Here is an 18163-nt window from a genome sequence, read left to right on the forward strand (position 1 = left end):
TCGTAGATGACCGTGCTGCCGAGCCCGATCCCGCACCCGTTGGACTACTCGCCCTGGGACCTGCCCGGCTGGATCTACGAGGCGCTCGACTGGGTGATCGGCGTGGAGTGGCCGGAGGGAGACGAACGCGCCGTCTGGGATCTGGCCGACCAGTGGTACGCGGTGGCCGGGGTCCTCGCCGGTCCGCAGACGGACGGGAACACCGCTGCCACCGAGGTACGCCAGGGGTACGGCGCGGTCGGGGCGGTGGCAGCCGCCTTCGACATCGCGTGGCAGCGGGTGGCAGACGGCGACGAGGCCCCACTGCCGCTACTGCTCGCCGTCAGCCAGGATCTGGGCCGGGTGGTGGAGGAGTGCGGCTGCGACATCGAAGGCGCCAAGCTCGAAGTCTGGATCGAGCTGGGCATCCTGGTGATCGAGCTGGTGGGGCTGGCGGTGGCGGCGGTGCTCACGGCCGGGGCCGCCTCGCCGGCCGCCGCCGGGGCGATTGCCGCGACCCGGTTCCTGGTGCAGCAGATCTTCCGGCGGCTGCTGGCCCAACTGGCCCGCAAGACCCTCAAGCAGGGCCTCAAGGAGGCCGGCGAACGCGCAGCGAAACAGGTGGCCAAGGGCGGCGTGCGGGGCCTGACCCGACGAGTGGCCCGGGAAGGACTGGAAGAGGCGGCCGAGGAAGCGGGAGTGAACCTGGCCACCCAGGCGTACCAGAACTCGACGGGTCGCCGGCATGGTGTCGACCTCACCGACGTGGGGACCAACGCGATCGGCGGCCTGGCCGGCGGGGCCGCTGCGCCGTTGGCCGGCCTTGGCCGGCACGCCACCGGCCGGGTAACCCGGATGGCTGAGCATGTCGGTCGGGAGATGACCGGCGAGGTGATCGCCGATCAGGCGGCGAGCCTCGCCACCGGGCAGGGGCTGACGTCTCTGGAGGATGCCGCACGGGCGGCTGCGTCCGGTGCCCGTGGCTCGGCCACCGCCCAGACCGATCACGCCTTGCAGGCTCGGCTCAACGGCCAGCTGAGTGCCCTGTCCGGCCCGTCACTTCCGTCGCTGACGATGCCTGGGCCAACTCCCCCGGAGCAGCCGATCGGCTCCGCAGCACCGGCGTATGCCCCCGGGGCGGGTTCGATGGGGGAGGCGTTGATCCCTACCCAGCGGAGCCCGGTTGAGCCGCTGTCCGCCGGGCCGTCCAGTGCCTCTCCGCCGCCGAGTGGGCCCGTGCCAGGTCCGGACATCGTTGCCGGCCCGGTCCCTTCCGCCGGGTCGCCCCAGGATGCGCAGGCGACGCATCACGCCAGCCCCGACCGGGGCGGAACACCGGACCGTCCGACCGAGTCGGGTCAGCGGCCGGAGCCGCACCAGCCGATCCGTGAAGCCCCGACCGTTGAGGCCCCACGCGCAGGCGAGGTGACCACTGCATCTTCCGCAGCGAGCCCGTCCACGACGGTCCCGACGGGCGGACCGGTCGGCCAGCCGGGTCCGACGTTGTCCACGGTCGCTCCGCCGTCGCTCACCCCGGTTCCGGGGGGCGCCACCGCTGTCGAGATGACGGGCCCGGGTGCGACGGGCGCGAGTGTGGCGACCCCGACCGGCTTCACTCAAAGCGCCAGCCCTCCAGCGGCGACCGGAATCGGCGGGCCACCTACCTTGGGCGGGCCAGCGGCGGTCCAACCGACGGTGTACCCGCCAGCCGCAAGACCGACAGAGGGCACTCCGTCCGTCGTGGCATCTCCTCGGCCGGAACCGCCGCCCCGGCCGGAGCCCCTGCCGCCGTCACGATCCGCGCTGCTCGAAGCGCTCGCCCCGAACCGCCAGGTGGCGAGCTCACCGGGGCGGGCCAGCCAGCCGACCTCGCGGCCGGGGCCCGCTGATCGGAACGGCGGCAGTTGGTCCGCCGAGCAGGAGGCCCTCGAACGGCGCCGCTACCAGGGCTATTACGAGTCGCAGCGAACGTGGTTCGAGGAGAAGCGTCGCCTCGATGAGGCAGCACGGCTACGGGCGCAGGCGGCGGAGTACTACCAGCGGGCCAGCGACTTTGCGGCGTACGCGCGTCAACTCCATCAGGCTGGTCACCGTAGCGCGTCGGCAGGCTGGCAGCGGGCGGCCGACGAGGAGACCCGGGCGTACGGCGAGTGTCTGGATCTGGCCGACGAGGTGCTTGCCGGTTCCGTTGTGCCCGACACGGTGGCCGTCGACCGGCCGGAGGACTTTCGGCGGATCAACGACGACGTAGGTGATCTTGCGTCTGGGGCGATCGGGACCAGTGACCGCTCGGCTCTGACCGGCGATGACCATCCGCCGCCGATAGACCGGTCCCGCCGGTACGGCCAGCCCGGCGGGCTGCGCCCGCCGCTCGCCCTGCACCAGTTGGACGTGGAGCGGCAGATGCCCCGGGACCGGGCCGGCAACGTGTTGCGTACGGCAGATCCCCGGGTGGGCGACTGGTTCGGGCTGGTGAACGATGGTGGGCCGCAGGCCGACCCGACCCGGGGCATCAACTGCCTGGACTGCACGCTCTCGCTCTTCGACACCTGGGTGCACGGCCGTCCCCGGGTGTCGGCGCCGCGCACCTTCGATGCGTACCAGTCCGGTGACGTGACCCGGCCGCTCAATGGTGAGCAGGATGGCACCGCCCGGGTCGAGGACGTCACGGGCGGACGTTTCCAGCGGCTCTGTGACGACACCGCCACCACGGACTCCGGCCGGCAACGGGCGCTCGACGCGGGCTACCGCAACCTGCGCGACCAGCTTCTGCTGGGCGGCCACGGCAGCTTCGCCTTCGTTGTCAACCATCTGGAGCGGGGCGGTTCGCACATCTGGGTGGCGCTGAACCAGAACGGGACCGTGCTCTACGTCGACCCGCAGATCGGGCTGGTCAGCGACCGTCCGCTCTACCGGCATCACGGTGCCGCGCACCCCTTCAACGCGCTCGACGCGGACGTGCTGGTGCTCGACGGCACCGCCCGGCCGATGCCACTGACCGGATTGCGACGGGGCCTGTACAGCCGGCGACCGGACCTGCCGGGTTACCCGTCCGCCAAGGAATACCAGGGGTACGGCGAGCCGTACCTGAACCGAATGCACCTGCTCGGCGGCCCCGGGCAGGCCCCCACCGAAGCCAACCAGCCCCGCGACCCGCACCCCGGCAGTACACCAGCCCAGCCTGCTCAGGATGGCCGTGGCGATTAGGTGGGCGGTGCGGTTGGTCGAGCGGCTGGATCAGCGGGCGCTCGACGCCCTGCGGTCGGCGTTGGACCTGACTCGGACCGGTCGGTTGAGCGACGACTGGGACGAGTTGTTCGGCGAGACTCGGATGACCTCGCCGGGCGGTGCCATCGGGATCGAGCTGTGGCGGGATGTCGACTCCGGGGAATGGAGGTTCGACGTCGAGGCGGTGCCCGACGTGGAGGTCAGCCGAGTCGTGGCGGGTGTCCGGGCGGCGGTCGAGTCCGCTGGCCTGCGAGTGGCGTCCTGTGCCCGTCGCTGACGAGAGCGGTCGGAACTGAGCGCTGCCGGAGGACCCGGTGCACGCCGTTCAGGCTGGTCGGAAGAGTCGTTGCCGGGGTGGCGCGGCGCACATCCGGGATGCTCGATGACCACCCCGGGTCGGGCCCCGGTAGTAGCCTGACCGGCGATTCCCCGTCCGGGGGAGGAACGGTGGGTGATCATGTCGGTACGTCGCCACGCAGCGCGGCTCGCGACGGTCTGCGTACTGCTGGGTGGCCTGGTGCTGCTCGGCGGCGCGCCTGCGCATGCCGACGAGGATCAGGTGCGGGTCCGGTCGGCCGGCAAGTTCACCGCTGGCCGCTCCGCCGAGGGGGTCTCGATCGAGGTACGCAAGCGCACCGAAGGGTGCGTGCGGGTGCGCAGCGCGCTCGGGCTGAGCCTGCCCGGCGTGCGGGCCGACCAGATTGCCGTGCAGGCCAACGTGCAGGGCCGTTGGGTGCCGGTGGCTGTCTCCGGTGACAACGGGTTGTTGACCACCTCCGTGGTCGCCCCGGCCAGGGACGAGCTGTGCCGGGGCAAGCGCGCGACGATGCGGTACCGGGTGGCCTTCGGCGCGGACGCACCCGACGGCAGGTTGATCGTGACCGGTGAGGCGGTCACCGCCGGGGGAGCTGTGCTGGGCCGGGCCGCGGTGGCGTCCCGGGTGGTCGGTGGGCGGGTCGCGCCGCTGCCCTCGCCGTCCCCGTCACCCACGCCGTCGCCGACGCCGGACGAGGAGCCACCGGCCGAGGTCGTGCCGACGGTGGCGCTCGCCGCGGACGGTCCGGGTGACCTGGCGCAGACGGCCGGGGAGTCGTCGGGCAGTTCGCCGGTGATGTATTTCGGCATCGCCATGGTCGTGGCCGGCGCGCTGCTCATCGGGCTGCTGATCCACCGTGCCCGGAAGGACCGGCGGCAGCGTCAGGAGCTGCCCGAGGTTCCGCTGCCGCGTAACCCGGGTGGCACCACCTACCGCTCCGGGCAGGGCGCGGGCGCCGCGCCGGTCCCGCCGGGCCTGGGCACCGTGCCGCCGGCTCCGCGCGGCCCGGGTGCCCCGCCGCCGGTGCCACCCGGCCAGGTGTACGGGTCGAGCCGGTCCGGCACGCCCCGCGTCTACGGCGTTCCGCCCGCTCCTCGCCAGTCGGGCAGCGTGTACGGGGCGCGGCCGGCCGACCCCGGCGACCAGACCCGGGCGATGCCGCCGGAGGCCCCCGCCGGCTCCGCCGTCCCGCCCGCGCGGCCGGAGCCGCCGGCCGGAGGAGAGGGCCTGTCCGGAAGGCCGGACCCGTCGGCCGGGGGGCAGGAGCTGTCCGGGCGGCAGGACTCGCCGGCGGCCGGTGGTGCGGACGACGATCCGAATCCGGTACGCGACCTCCCCGGCTGAGCCGGGGCGGGACCGCCCCCTCCGATACGCTCAGCTTCGTTGAGGTCCTGCGGCCGAGGAGTGGAACTGGTGTCTGATCTGTCCCAGATCGTGAAGGCGTACGACGTCCGTGGGACGGTGCCGGACCAGTGGGATGAGCGGGTTGCCGGCGCACTTGGCAGCGCCTTCGCCCAGATGCTCGACGCCGCCGGCGAGCCGGGTGCGGCGGTGCTGATCGGGCACGACATGCGGGCGTCCGGGCCGGGGCTGGCGGCGGCCTTCGCGGCCGGCGTACGCGCCGAGGGCCGTCCGGTGATCGAGATCGGGCTCGCCTCGACCGACATGGTCTACTACGCCTCCGGTGCGTTGGGGCTGCCGGGCGCGATGTTCACCGCCAGCCACAACCCGGCGCAGTACAACGGCATCAAGATGTGCCACGCGGGTGCCCGCCCCGTCGGGCAGGACAGTGGGCTGGCCGAGGTCCGCGACCGGGCGCAGGCGCTGCTGGACAAGGACGAGCCACTCGGTGAGCCGACCGCACCGACCGAGCGTCGGGACCTGCTCGCCGATTACGCGGCACACCTGCGCACGCTTGTGGACCTGACCGGCATCCGGCCGCTGACGGTGGTGGTCGACGCGGGCAACGGCATGGGCGGGCACACCGTGCCCAGCGTGCTCGGTGACGCCGTGCTGCCGGCCCTGCCGCTGCGGATCGTGCCGCTGTACTTCGAGTTGGACGGCACGTTCCCCAACCACGAGGCAAATCCGTTGGACCCGGCCAACCTGGTCGACCTGCAACGCGCGGTGGTGGCGCACGGCGCCGACATCGGGCTGGCGTTCGACGGCGACGCCGACCGCTGCTTCGTGGTCGACGAGCGCGGTGAACCGGTCTCGCCGTCGGCGATCACCGCCCTGGTGGCGACCCGTGAGCTGGCGAAGCACCCCGGCTCGACGGTCATCCACAATCTGATCACCTCGAACGCGGTGCCGGAGATCATCCGCGAACACGGTGGCCAGCCGGTGGTGGCCCGGGTGGGCCACTCGTTCATCAAGGCGGAGATGGCCCGCACCAACGCGGTTTTCGGTGGTGAGCACTCCGCGCACTACTACTTCCGGGACTTCTGGTTCGCCGACACCGGCATGCTGGCCGCGATGCACACCCTGGCGGCGCTCGGCGAGCAGCCGTTGCCGCTCTCCACCCTGGCAGCCGAGTACGAGCGGTACGCCGCCTCGGGGGAAATCAACTCGACGGTGGCGGACCAGACGGCCAAGATGGCCGAGGTCCGGGCCGCGTACCCGGACGCCGAAGTCGACGAGTTGGACGGGCTCACCCTGCGCTTCCCCGACGGCGCGTGGTTCAACCTGCGCGCCTCGAACACCGAGCCGCTGTTGCGGCTCAACGTCGAGGCACCGACAAGCGAGCGGATGACGTCGCTCCGCGACGAGGTGCTCGACCGGGTTCGCCGATAAGATCGCTCGCGCCGATCGGCACCGTCGATCGGTCAAGCCGCATACGTGGAAGGAGCCGCGCAGTGGCCCTCGACCCGCAGTTGCTGGAAATCCTTGCCTGCCCGGACACACACCATGCGCCGCTGGACTACGACGTGCAGGCCCAGACGCTTACCTGCACCGAGTGCGGCCGGATCTTCGAGGTCCGCGACGACGTGCCGGTGCTGCTGCTGGACGAGGCACGCGGTCCCGCGGAGTCGTCGTGATCGACGGGACGGCCGGCGTCAGCGGCCACCGCCACGCCGACGACCGGCTGCTCGACGACCCGCAGGCGTTGGCCGAGCGGGACCCGGGTGGCATGTTGCGGCACACGGCCTCGGCCGGCGCTCAGGTCCGCGAGTCGGCGGCGCTGGCCGCCGAGGCGAACCTCGCCGTACTCGCCGACGACGGGCGGCCCCGGGCGGTCGTCATCGCCGGCATCGGCACCGCCGGGCGTACCGGTGACGTGCTCGCCACCGTCGCCGGGCCGCGCTGCCCGGTGCCGGTCATCGCGCACCGCAGCGCGGGCGTGCCCGGCTGGGTCGGCGCGGCCGACGTGGTGATTGCGGTGAGCGCCTCCGGTCGCAGCCCCGAGGCGCTCGGCGCCGCCGAGGCGGCCCATCGGCGGGGTGCCCGGCTGGTCGCGGTGGCCCCGCCGGATTCGCAGTTGCAGTCGGTGGCTGAGCGGGCTCGTGCCCCGTTCATCCCGGTGCCCCGACGGGCCCCGGCCCGGGCCAGCCTCTGGGGGCTGACGGTGCCGGTTCTGCTGGCCGCCCGGGCACTCGGTCTGGTGAAGGTGAACGAGGCGGACCTCGCGGAGACGGCGGCCCGGCTGGACGCCGACGCCGACCGCTGCCGCCCGAGTGCCGAGTCGTTTGTCAACCCGGCGAAGTCCCTCGCGCTGGGCCTGGCCGGGTCGATCCCGATCGTGTGGGGTTCCTCGCCGCTGGCCTCGGTCGCGGCCCGCCGCTTCGGCGACACCCTGTCGGCAAACGCCAGGTACCCGGTGGTCACCGGGGCGCTCGGTGAGGCGGGTCGGGGGCGGGTCGGTCTGCTGGACGGGGTATTCGGTGGTCTCGCCGAGGGGGAGCGGGACATCTTCGCCGACCCGGACGAATCGTCGGAGGAGGAGACCCGGCTGCGGTTGGTGCTGCTGCGCGACGGCGGGCTGAACGCCGAGGACGACGCCGACGAGCCCCTCGCGGTCGAGGAGCGCCGGGCCGACGCGGTGCAGACCCTCGCCGAGCGGCGCGGCGTACGGTGCGACGTGGTCACCGCCGAGGGCGGTTCGGCGTTGGAGCGGCTGGCCTCGCTGGTCGCGGTCCCGGACTTCGCGTCGATCTACCTGGCGCTGGCGCACGGCCTGGATCCGATGGCAGTGCCGGCGATCACGGAGATGAAGGAGCTGTCCAACCAGTGAGCACCCAGGGCGGCACGAAGGCGATCATCGCCGCGTTGCTGGCCAACCTCGGCATCGCCGTGACGAAGTTCGTCGCGTACCTGTTGACGAGCTCGTCGTCGATGCTTGCCGAGTCGATCCACTCGGTCGCGGACTCGGGCAACCAGGCCCTGCTGCTGGTCGGTGGCAGGCGGGCCAAGCGGGCGGCCACCGCGCAGCACCCGTTCGGCTACGGCCGGGAGCGGTACGTCTACGCGTTCATCGTGGCGATCGTGCTGTTCAGCCTGGGTGGCCTCTTCGCGCTCTACGAGGCGTGGCACAAGTGGTCCGATCCGCACGGGATCACCAACTGGCAGTGGGTGCCGGTGACGGTGCTGCTGGTGGCGATCGTGCTGGAGTCGTTCTCGTTCCGTACCGCGATCAAGGAGTCCAACCTGGTCCGGGGCCGGGAGACCTGGACCAGGTTCATCCGGCGGTCCAAGGCCCCGGAGCTGCCGGTGGTGCTGCTGGAGGATTTCGGCGCCCTGGTCGGTCTGGTCTTCGCGTTGTTCGGGGTGGGGATGACCCTGGCCACCGGCAACGGCCGGTGGGACGCGGCGGGCACCGCGATGATCGGTCTGCTGCTGGTGACGATCGCGATCGTGCTCGCCGTGGAGACCAAGAGCCTGCTGCTCGGCGAGGGCGCCGAGGCGGCGGACGTGGCGGCCATCGAGCGGGCGGTCGCCGCCGGCCCCGAGGTCGAACGGATCATCCACATGAAGACGCTCTACCTGGGCCCGGAGGAGTTGATGGTGGCCGCGAAAGTCGCGGTGCCGCGCTGCGAGAGCGCCGAGGACGTGGCCCGGGGCATCAACGCGGTCGAGGCCCGGATCCGGGCCGCCGTACCGCTCGCCCGGGTGATCTATCTGGAGCCGGACATCTACCATGCCGAGGCCGGGGCGACAGAGACGTCCGGCTGACGGGAGAGCTGACCGTGGAACCGCTGTACGGGCCGATCAAGGACTACGCCTGGGGGTCCCGCTCGGCGATCGCCGAGCTCCAGGGGCGGCCGGTGCCGAGCGACGGCCCGGAGGCTGAACTCTGGCTGGGCGCGCATCCGGGCGCTCCGGCCGTGGTCGAGCGCGACGGGGCACGGGTCGCGTTGACCGAGGCGATCGCCGCCGACCCGGACGGCTGGCTCGGCCGGCCGGTGCTCGACCGGTTCGGTCCCCGGTTGCCCTTCCTGCTCAAGGTACTGGCCGCGGAGGCACCGTTGAGCCTCCAGGCACATCCGGACGCCGAGCAGGCCCGGGCCGGGTACGCGGCGGATCAGGCCCGCACCGGCGGCGCGCACCGCAACTATGTCGACCCGTTCCACAAGCCCGAACTGCTGGTGGCGCTCGGGCCGATGGAGGCGCTTTGCGGGTTCCGGGATCCGGCCAGTTCGGCGGCGGCGCTCGCCGGGCTGGGCGTACCGGAGCTGCGGCCGGTGCTCGACGCGCTGGCGGCCGGGCCGGCGGGGCTGGCCGAAGCCGTACGCGTGCTGCTGACCTGGCCGGCGGCGGAGCGTGCCGGGCTGGTCGCGGCGGTACGGGCGGCGGCGGTCGCCGGGCCGGACGCGGAGCTGGTGGCGCTGCTGGCGGCGGCGTATCCGGCGGACCCGGGGGTGCTCGTCGCGTTGCTGCTCAACCGGGTCCGGTTGGCGCCCGGGGAGGCGATCTGGATGCCGGCCGGGAACCTGCACGCCTACCTGCGGGGCACCGGCGTCGAGGTGATGGCGGCCAGTGACAACGTGCTGCGCGGCGGGCTGACCCCGAAGCACGTGGACGTGCCCGAACTGCTCCGGGTGCTCCGATTCGATCCGCTCGACCAGCCGGTGGTGTCGCCCCGGCCGGTCTCCGACGGGGTGGTCACCTGGCCGGTGCCGGTGCCCGACTTCGCGCTGCACCGGGTGACGGTGGCGGACGACCGGCCCGAGGTGGCGTTGGCGGTGCCGGGCCCCCGGGTGGTGCTCTGCACGTCGGGCGGGGTCACCGTGACCGACGACGCCGGGTCGGTGACCCTCACCACGGGGCGGGCCGCGGTGGGGTCGGCCGACGCCGGGCCGTTCGTGGTGTCGGGTGCGGGCACGGTGTACGTCGCCACGACCGGTCTGAGCTGAGTCGACGGGATTCAGGATTTCCGCGTGCCACGCCACGCCGACATGTCCGACTTTCCCGGAATGGCTTGACTCGCTTCTTGCGCTGTGTGACTCTATGTGTGCGCAGCGTTGTCGCGACGAACCGTCCGGGAACGCGCGGGGGAACCAAACCGGGGGGATGCACGGGGCGGGCGGCGATGGACGGCACACGTCCATCACCGGCCGCCCCGTGCGCTGCGCGCAACTGCCCCGCGCGCTCATGGGTGGCGCGCGTAAGGTGGATGGTTGCGCAGCATCGTCGTCCGACAGGAGCATTCATGACCAGCACCCTCCCGGTGTCCGCCAGTGGCACGTCGTCCGAGGCCCGGCCGCGCACCCTCGCCGAGGGCGATTACAAGGTGGCGGATCTGTCGCTCGCCGAGTTCGGGCGCAAGGAGATCCGGCTCGCCGAGCACGAGATGCCCGGACTGATGGCGATCCGCCGTGAGTTCGCCGACGCGCAGCCCCTCGCGGGCGCGCGGATCACCGGTTCGCTGCACATGACCGTCCAGACCGCCGTACTGATCGAGACCCTCGTCGCGCTCGGCGCGCAGGTCCGCTGGGCCTCCTGCAACATCTTCTCCACCCAGGACCACGCCGCCGCCGCGATCGTGGTCGGCCCGCACGGCACCCCCGACGCTCCGTCCGGCGTGCCGGTCTACGCCTGGAAGGGCGAGACGCTCGAGGAGTACTGGTGGTGCACCGAGCAGGTGCTCGACTGGCCCGACGGGCAGGGCCCCAACATGATCCTCGATGACGGTGGCGACGCCACCCTGCTCGTCCACAAGGGTGCCGAGTTCGAGAAGGCCGGCTCCGTGCCGGCCGTCGAGTCCGCCGAGTCGGAGGAGTTCGCGGTCGTCCTCGGTCTGCTGCACCGCTCGCTGGCCGCCGACAACCAGCGCTGGACCCGGATCGCGGCCGGCATCAAGGGCGTCACCGAGGAGACCACCACCGGTGTCCACCGCCTCTACGACATGCACCGCGCCGGCACCCTGCTCTTCCCGGCCATCAACGTCAACGACTCGGTGACCAAGAGCAAGTTCGACAACAAGTACGGCTGCCGGCACTCGCTCATCGACGGCATCAACCGGGCCACCGACGTGCTGATCGGCGGCAAGATGGCCGTCGTACTCGGCTACGGCGACGTGGGCAAGGGCTGCGCCGAGTCGCTGCGCGGCCAGGGCGCCCGGGTCGTGGTGACCGAGGTGGACCCGATCTGCGCGTTGCAGGCGGCGATGGACGGCTACCAGGTCGCCACGCTTGACGACGTGGTCGAGATCGCCGACATCTTCATCACCGCGACCGGTTGCTTCGACGTCATCACCAACGAGCACATGGCCCGGATGAAGCACCAGGCGATCGTCGGCAACATCGGTCACTTCGACAACGAGATCGACATGGCCGGCCTGGCCAAGCGCTCGGACGTCACCCGGGAGAACATCAAGCCGCAGGTCGACCTCTGGAAGTTCGACGACGGCCACGCCATCATCGTGCTCTCCGAGGGCCGCCTGCTGAACCTGGGCAACGCGACCGGTCACCCGAGCTTCGTGATGTCCAACTCGTTCGCCAACCAGACGATCGCCCAGATCGAGCTGTACACCAAGACCGCCGAGTACCCGATCGGCGTGTACGTGCTCCCCAAGCACCTGGACGAGAAGGTCGCCCGGCTGCACCTGGCGGCGCTCGGCGCCAAGCTCTCCACGCTGACCAAGGAGCAGGCCGCCTACCTCGGCATCCCCGTCGAGGGGCCGTTCAAGTCGGACCACTACCGCTACTGACAACCCCGACCCCCGGCCACCTCGGCGGTTGGTCATGAGGTTGGCGGCAGCGGTTGATCTTCAGGCTGCCGCCAACCTCATTGGTCAACGGGGTGGGTTGGGGGGTTGGTGGGGGCGGGTCGGGCGGATCCAGGTCCAGACGCACCAGGCCAGCCAGGTCAGGGAGACCAGCGCTGCCAGGGTGCGTAGCCGCAGCGCGCTGAGCAGCACCACCACTGCGAGCACGGCCAGCCACGGTCCGAAACCCCTCATCACGGCCTCCTCGGTGTGCTCGGCGCCGGCCACCGGCACCGTTGCCGCAATTCTCCGTGTCAGGAGCGCCTCGCCGAAGCGACGGCCGGCCGGTAAGCGGGAAGCACGGCGGTCGGGCCTGCTTCGGGCACGCGTACTCCTGACGGCGGGGCGGTGGCGCGCGGCGCTGCGGCCAGGAATCATGGTGGCACGCGCGATCCGTCCGGGTGCAGTCCCGCCCGGTGGGCGGGCTCGCGCGCGGCGATGTCACCAGGCCGGTGCTGGGCGCGCAGTACGCGTGGCGCCAGTAGCGTGCCGGGTACGCCGAGCCCACCGAACTGACGGGATGGAAACATTAACCCCATGAGAGCCCGGGTACTGGTGGTCGACGACGACCCCGCGCTCGCCGAGATGCTCGGCATCGTGCTGCGCAGCGAAGGTTTCATGCCCTCCTTCGTGGCGGACGGGGAACGGGCCCTGGCCGCGTTCCGCGACAACCGGCCCGACATCGTCCTGCTCGATCTCATGCTGCCCGGCATGAGCGGCATCGACGTGGCGCGGGCGATCCGGGCCGAGTCGGGAGTGCCGATCGTCATGCTGACCGCCAAGAGCGACACGGTCGATGTGGTGCTGGGCCTGGAGTCGGGGGCCGACGACTACGTGGTGAAGCCGTTCAAGCCCAAGGAGCTGGTGGCCCGGATGCGGGCCCGGCTGCGGCGGGGCGAGGACGCGGCGCCGGAACTGCTCACCATCGGCCCGCCCGGCAACCAGATCGCCATCGACGTGCCGGCGCACACCGTCAGCCGCAACGGCGAGGAGGTAAAGCTGACTCCGCTGGAGTTCGACCTGCTGGTCGCGCTGGCCCGCAAACCACGTCAGGTCTTCACCCGGGAGGTGCTGCTGGAGCAGGTCTGGGGATACCGGCACGCGGCGGACACCCGGCTGGTCAACGTGCACGTGCAGCGACTGCGCGCCAAGATCGAGCCGGATCCGGAGCGGCCGGAAATCATCCTCACCGTCCGGGGCGTGGGCTACAAGGCGGGTACCGGATAGCCTGGTCGCACTGTGACCGACACCCCGATTCCGGATCTTGACACGACTTCCCGCCGGCGTGGCGCCGGGTGGGAGCTGTGGCGTGGGCTCACTGGTCGAGGTGCCCGGCTGCTCGCTGGCCTGCACCAGACCTGGCGGCGCTCGTTGCAGGTGCGTGTGGTGACCATCACACTTGTGGTGTCGAGTCTGCTGGTGGGCGGGTTCGCGTACCTGATCGCCGACAAGATCACCAGCATCCTGCTGGACAACGCCAAGATTGACGTCCGGCAGCGCCTGACCAGCGGCGCGGAGTACGCGGCCAAGCAGTTCAGCCTCTACAGTCAGCCGCAGGAGGCGCAGCTCCAGGAGACCATCGACGGCACGGTCAACTATCTGGCCGGCGGCGGCCAGCAGCAGACCAGCGGGGTGGTGGTGGCGCTCGCCGCCGACGCCTCCGGCGAGATGATCGAGCCGCGCAGCTCACCCGCGGTGGACTTCCAGCCACTGATCAGCCCGGAACTGCGCGCCGCGGTGGCCGGCGGCAACGTGGCCAACCAGATCCGTACCGGACAGCTCGGCGACGACGGAAGCACCACGAAGTATCTCGTCTACGGCTCGCCGGTGCCGACCCGGTTCGGCCAGGTGGAGCTCTACTACTTCGTACCGCTGACGTTGCAGGACACCACGGCCGGTCAGGCCCGGGCCACCGTGGTGGCCACCGGGGTGGCCCTGGTGCTGCTGCTCGGCGTGCTCGCCGCGTTGGTGACCCGGCTCGTGGTGACCCCGGTACGGGTGGCTGCCCGGACCGCCCAGCGGCTCTCGGCCGGGCTGCTCGACCAGCGGATGGCGGTCAACGGCGAGGACGACCTGGCCCTGCTGGCCGCGTCGTTCAACCAGATGGCGACCAACCTGCAACGGCAGATCCTCCGGCTGGAGGAGATGTCGCGGTTGCAGCGCCGGTTCACCTCCGACGTCTCGCACGAACTGCGGACCCCGCTGACCACGGTACGGATGGCGGCCGACCTGATCTTCGCCGAGCGGGACGGGTTCGAGCCGGCGGTGGCCCGCAGCGCCGAACTGCTCCAGGCCGAGCTGGACCGGTTCGAGGAGCTGCTCACCGACCTGCTGGAGATCAGCCGGTTCGACGCGGGTTTCGCGGTGCTCGACGCCGAGCCGACCGACCTGGTGCCGGTGGTGCACCGGGTGGTGGACCGGCTCGCCGGGCTGGCCGAGCGGGTCGGGGTGGAGGTGGAGCTGGACGTCCCCGCCGCCCCGGTGATCGCCGAGATCGACCCGCGACGGGTCGAGCGGGTGCTGCGCAACCTGGTCGGCAACGCCGTCGAGCACGGCGAGGGCCGGCCGGTGCGGATCGCCCTCGGGATGGACGAGACCGCCGTCGCGATCACCGTCCGGGATCACGGTGTGGGGCTCAAACCGGGCGAGGAGAAGCTGGTCTTCAACCGGTTCTGGCGGGCCGACCCGTCGCGGGCCCGGCAGACCGGCGGGACCGGGCTGGGGCTGTCGATCAGCCTGGAGGACGCCCGGTTGCACGGCGGCTGGCTTGAGGCGTGGGGCGCACCCGGCCAGGGCGCCCAGTTCCGGCTCACGCTGCCGGCCCGGGCCGGTGACCGGCTCACCACCTCGCCGCTGCGCCTGGTACCGGCGGACGCGACCCCGCCGTTCGGCGGGGCGGCCGGTAACGGCCTGTTGGCCATTGGTCCCGGCCCGGCTGGTGCGCCCGCGATTCTCCCCGCGTCGAGTGACACCCCGACCACCGGCCCCGAGCGGCCCGCGGAGGTGGGTTCGTGACGCGTCGCCTGCTCAGTGGCATGCTGGCCGGTGCGCTGGTGCTGGCTGGCCTGGGCGGCTGCGGCATTCCCGACGACACCGAGGTCCAGATCGAGCAGCGCGGACCGGCCGCGGAGACCAGTTGGTCGTCGGGGCGCGGCACCGAACCGCCCACCCGGACGGCCAGCGGCAGCGACGCCGAGGCGTTCGTGCGAAACTTCCTGGCCGCGGCGGCGGGCGAGCCCGACCGGGCGTACGACCGGGTCAAGCAGTTCATCGCGCCGACCGACCGGGGTGCGCTGCAGGACAAGCAGGGCAGCGAGGTGGCGCTGTCGGTGGTACGCCTCACCGACAACCCGATGATCGCGCCGGACGTGGACAGCATGAAGGTCACCATCACCGTGCAACAGGTGGGGCTGCTGCGGGCCAACGGCGTCCTGGCACCACCGCTGGCCACCGAGACGACGTACGAGTTCCGGCTGGTCAACGCCGGGCCGGCGGGCCAGGACGATGCCGGCTACTACGTCAGCGATCCGCCCAACCTGCTGTTGCTCAGTGACGAGGCGCTGCGTCGCTTCTACGAGGCCAAGTCGATCTACTTCTGGAATTCCGACCGTACCCGGCTGGTGCCGGACCAGCGCTATCTCTCCTCGGCGGTGCCGGCGGAGCGTCGGGTGAGCGAGGTGGTCCGATGGCTGACCGCGGGCCCGTCGGAATGGTTGCGGATCGGCGTCTCCGGCCTACCCGACCGGACCGAGATGATCAACAATGCCACCGGTTCGGATGGACGCTGGGAGGTCAACCTCGACATGCCCGGCGCCGACGACCAGCGCCTGGAGCAACTAGCCACGCAGCTGGCCTGGTCGCTGCGCGACCTGGACCTGGACGGCACGCTGGAGATCAAGATCCTCAACCAGCCCCGCAAGCTGGTCGACCTCGGTGAGCAGCGGTCGAACAACCAGTTGTACCGATTCGAGGAAGGCGCCCAGCGCTTCTGCGTCTACGAGGGGGCGATCCACGCCCTCGCCGTGGCCAACGAACTGCCCGGCATGGTCCCGGTGGCCGCCGAGGTGAACCGCGACGTGGTCTCCGCTGGGCTGCGCCGTTCCGGCGGGGACGTGCTGGCCGCACTGGTGATCACCGGGGAGAACGGTCGGCAGCGACTCGCCGTCGGTCGTGGCCAGGGAGTGGTGCGGAACTTCGCCACCAGCGACTCCGCGCACGCCAGCATCGGCCGGCCGGTCTGGATCCGTACCGACGGTCGGCCTTCGGGGCTGGTGGTCGTCGACGGAGGCCTCTACCGCTTCGACGACCAGGCGGTGCTGCGGCCGGTGTCGATCGGCGTACCCGGTCGGGTCAGCGCGGTGGCGGCCGCCCTGGACGGGCACCGGATCGCCGTGGTCATCGGCGGTGTGCTGCACGTCGCCGCGATCGGTTGGGAGGGCGGTGTGCCCACGGTCGGCCCGGTCCGACGGCTGGTGGTCTCCCTGAGCAACCCCACGGCGGTGGACTGGGCGGGGGAGAACCGGCTGGTGGTGGCGGGCTCGGCCGGTCGCCCGGCGATCTACGACGTGAGCGTCGACGGCGCCCTGGAGACCCGGCTGCGGGAGGACACCGGCGCCGCGGCCACCCAGCTGAGCGCCGTACCCGCCCAACTCGCCCCGCCCGCCGGCTCGTTCATGTACGAGGCCAACCGGGTCGCCTACCGCAGCAACCCCTTCCAGCGGCTGGAGCGGGAACACGTCCAAGACGTCACCCCGCCGCCGGCCGGGGTACGTGCCGGCTACCCCACCGCTCCCTTCTTCCTCTACTGAGCCGGCCGTGCTGGGCGGGCTGTGGGCGGATCTGGCCGACCTGGTGCTGCCCGCCGAGTGCGCCGGGTGCCGGGAACAACGGCCGGGGCTGCGGCGCGGAATCTGCCCGGAGTGCGTGCGCGAGCTGCGGGCGTTGCGTCCCGGGCCGGTGCGGCCGGTGCCGGCCCCATCCGGGTTGCCGCCCTGCCACGCACTCGGGGCGTACGGTGGGCCGCTGCGGGAGACCCTGCTGGCGTACAAGGACCACGGCCGGCACGCGCTGGCCCGGCCGCTGGGGGAGTTGCTCGCCGAGGTCGTGGCGGCGGCGGTCGGTGCGGCCCGGCCGGTGCTGCTGGTGCCGGTGCCGGACACTCCGGCGGCGGCCCGCGCCCGCTACGGCGACCACCTCGACCGGATGACCCGGCACTGTGCCCGTCGGCTACGCGTCGCGGGGTGGCCGGTCCGGGTGCGTCGTCCGGTACGGGCCGCACCCCGACCGGACTCGGTCACCCTGGACAGCGCCGGCCGGGCGGCGGCGGCCGACGCCGCATTCCGCGTTCGGTCGGGCAGCGCGCCGGCACCGCCGGGCACGACCGTGGTGCTGCTGGACGACATCGTCACCACCGGGTCCACCCTCGCCGCGATCAGTCGGGTGCTGGCCGCGCAGGGGCTCGCCCCGTCGTCGGCCGCGGTGCTGGCCGCGACCCGGAAAAGGCACCAACGGTGACCGATTGTGTTTCCGTTTCACCCCTTCGTGTATGAGCTGTGGAAATTACTCGGCGGTATTCGCAACTGGGGGTGACTGGCGGGCGAACAGGAGTTAGCGTTTGCCTGTCGGGGGTAGGAAGGCCAACCCACCCACCCCCGGCGGTGAGAGGAGGCGTAGCCGTTTCAACCGGTCGACGCCGAGCGGGACCTCCGACGGACGTACGACCGGGTTTCTCGGATCAATGAGACCGTCCGAACGAGGGAGGTCACGTGGACATCGTGGTCAAGGGCCGTAACGTCGAAGTGCCGGACCATTTCCGGGTGCACGTAGCAGACAAGCTCGCAAAGATCGAACGTTACGACCACAAGCTAATCCGTGCCGATGTCGAACTCTTCCACGAGCGCAATCCGCGCCAGTCCGATCACTGCCAGCGGGTGGAGATCACCTGCTACTCGCGGGGCCCGGTGATCCGGGCGGAGGCCTGCACCAACGACTTCTACAGCGCACTGGACGCGGCGATCGCCAAGCTCGACGCCCGGCTGCGCCGCGCCGCCGACCGGCGTCGCATCCACCGTGGCCGGCATGCGCCGCTGTCGGTCGCCGCCGCCACCGCCGGCCTGCCGGTGACCGACCTGCCCGCGCTGGGCGCGCCCGCCGGTGCCGCCACTGCGGTCGCCGAGCGGCCCGAAGACGAACCCGACGAGTACGACGACCAGCCGTGGCACATCGCGCGGGAGAAGGTCCACCCGGCCGAGCCGATGACCGTGGACGACGCGCTGTTCCAGATGGAACTCGTCGGCCATGACTTCTATTTGTTCCAGGACAAGGAATCCGGCCGACCGAGCGTGGTCTACCGGCGACACGCCTACGACTACGGCATCATCTCGCTGGACATCTGAGGCTGCGGCGCCGGCTCGGGACGAGTTGACCAACCCGAGCCG

16 protein-coding genes are annotated in these 18163 nt (G+C 71.9%); 14 read left to right on the forward strand and 2 right to left on the reverse strand.

Going from position 1 to position 18163, the window contains the following annotated elements; translation table 11 throughout:
• Positions 1-6 precede the first annotated feature (6 nt).
• From AC507J_RS21065 to ahcY, 9 genes are all read left to right on the forward strand, one after another.
• The gene (locus AC507J_RS21065) at positions 7-3186 is read left to right on the forward strand and encodes a toxin glutamine deamidase domain-containing protein (RefSeq protein WP_496290895.1); all 3180 of its coding nucleotides are present in this window, start codon (positions 7-9) and stop codon (positions 3184-3186) included.
• Complete coding sequence (locus AC507J_RS21070; RefSeq protein ID WP_496290896.1) at positions 3170-3484, forward strand: hypothetical protein; 315 nt, start codon at positions 3170-3172, stop codon at positions 3482-3484. The genes AC507J_RS21065 and AC507J_RS21070 overlap by 17 nt, the downstream gene beginning before the upstream one ends.
• Positions 3485-3664: 180 nt before the next feature.
• Entirely contained in the window at positions 3665-4867 is a 1203-nt protein-coding gene (locus tag AC507J_RS21075; protein WP_496290897.1) for a hypothetical protein, read from the forward strand.
• 69 nt (positions 4868-4936) lie between these two features.
• Complete coding sequence (locus AC507J_RS21080) at positions 4937-6316, forward strand: phosphomannomutase/phosphoglucomutase (protein ID WP_496290898.1); 1380 nt, start codon at positions 4937-4939, stop codon at positions 6314-6316.
• Positions 6317-6378: 62 nt separating this feature from the next.
• Positions 6379-6561: a Trm112 family protein gene (locus AC507J_RS21085; protein WP_496290899.1), complete on the forward strand. Its 183-nt coding sequence runs from the start codon at positions 6379-6381 to the stop codon at positions 6559-6561.
• Positions 6558-7754 carry an SIS domain-containing protein gene (locus AC507J_RS21090; protein ID WP_496290900.1) on the forward strand — a complete coding sequence of 399 codons (1197 nt, stop codon included), beginning with the start codon at positions 6558-6560 and terminating at the stop codon, positions 7752-7754. The genes AC507J_RS21085 and AC507J_RS21090 overlap by 4 nt, the downstream gene beginning before the upstream one ends.
• A complete protein-coding gene (locus AC507J_RS21095; protein ID WP_496290901.1) occupies positions 7751-8692 on the forward strand; it encodes a cation diffusion facilitator family transporter in 942 nt (313 codons plus the stop codon). Before AC507J_RS21090 ends, AC507J_RS21095 begins: the two co-directional genes overlap by 4 nt.
• Positions 8693-8706: 14 nt before the next feature.
• Positions 8707-9873, forward strand: a complete 1167-nt coding sequence (gene manA, locus AC507J_RS21100) for a mannose-6-phosphate isomerase, class I (RefSeq protein ID WP_496290902.1) — start codon at positions 8707-8709, stop codon at positions 9871-9873.
• Positions 9874-10169: 296 nt separating this feature from the next.
• Positions 10170-11669, forward strand: a complete 1500-nt coding sequence (gene ahcY / locus AC507J_RS21105) for an adenosylhomocysteinase (RefSeq protein WP_496290903.1) — start codon at positions 10170-10172, stop codon at positions 11667-11669.
• 84 nt (positions 11670-11753) lie between these two features.
• Here the strand turns inward: ahcY and AC507J_RS21110 are convergent, their stop codons facing one another.
• Entirely contained in the window at positions 11754-11921 is a 168-nt protein-coding gene (locus AC507J_RS21110; protein WP_496290904.1) for a hypothetical protein, read from the reverse strand.
• A 179-nt stretch (positions 11922-12100) separates the two neighbouring features.
• A complete protein-coding gene (locus AC507J_RS21115; RefSeq protein WP_496290905.1) occupies positions 12101-12256 on the reverse strand; it encodes a hypothetical protein in 156 nt (51 codons plus the stop codon).
• Between the two features lie 7 nt (positions 12257-12263).
• Here AC507J_RS21115 and mtrA point away from each other — a divergent pair, with 7 nt between their 5' ends.
• The 5 genes from mtrA (at position 12264) to hpf (ending at position 18121) form a co-directional block, all read left to right on the forward strand.
• On the forward strand, positions 12264-12953 hold the full coding sequence (gene mtrA / locus AC507J_RS21120) for an MtrAB system response regulator MtrA (protein WP_013731734.1): 690 nt from the start codon (positions 12264-12266) through the stop codon (positions 12951-12953).
• Positions 12954-12965: 12 nt separating this feature from the next.
• The gene (gene mtrB / locus AC507J_RS21125) at positions 12966-14741 is read left to right on the forward strand and encodes an MtrAB system histidine kinase MtrB (RefSeq protein ID WP_496290906.1); all 1776 of its coding nucleotides are present in this window, start codon (positions 12966-12968) and stop codon (positions 14739-14741) included.
• Positions 14738-16534: an LpqB family beta-propeller domain-containing protein gene (locus AC507J_RS21130; protein WP_496290907.1), complete on the forward strand. Its 1797-nt coding sequence runs from the start codon at positions 14738-14740 to the stop codon at positions 16532-16534. The genes mtrB and AC507J_RS21130 overlap by 4 nt, the downstream gene beginning before the upstream one ends.
• A 43-nt stretch (positions 16535-16577) precedes the next feature.
• Positions 16578-17240: a ComF family protein gene (locus AC507J_RS21135; protein ID WP_496290948.1), complete on the forward strand. Its 663-nt coding sequence runs from the start codon at positions 16578-16580 to the stop codon at positions 17238-17240.
• A 251-nt stretch (positions 17241-17491) separates the two neighbouring features.
• Complete coding sequence (hpf, locus tag AC507J_RS21140) at positions 17492-18121, forward strand: ribosome hibernation-promoting factor, HPF/YfiA family (protein WP_496290908.1); 630 nt, start codon at positions 17492-17494, stop codon at positions 18119-18121.
• Positions 18122-18163: the final 42 nt, after the last annotated feature.

The sequence above is a fragment of the Micromonospora sp. PRAS1 genome (assembly GCF_059553435.1).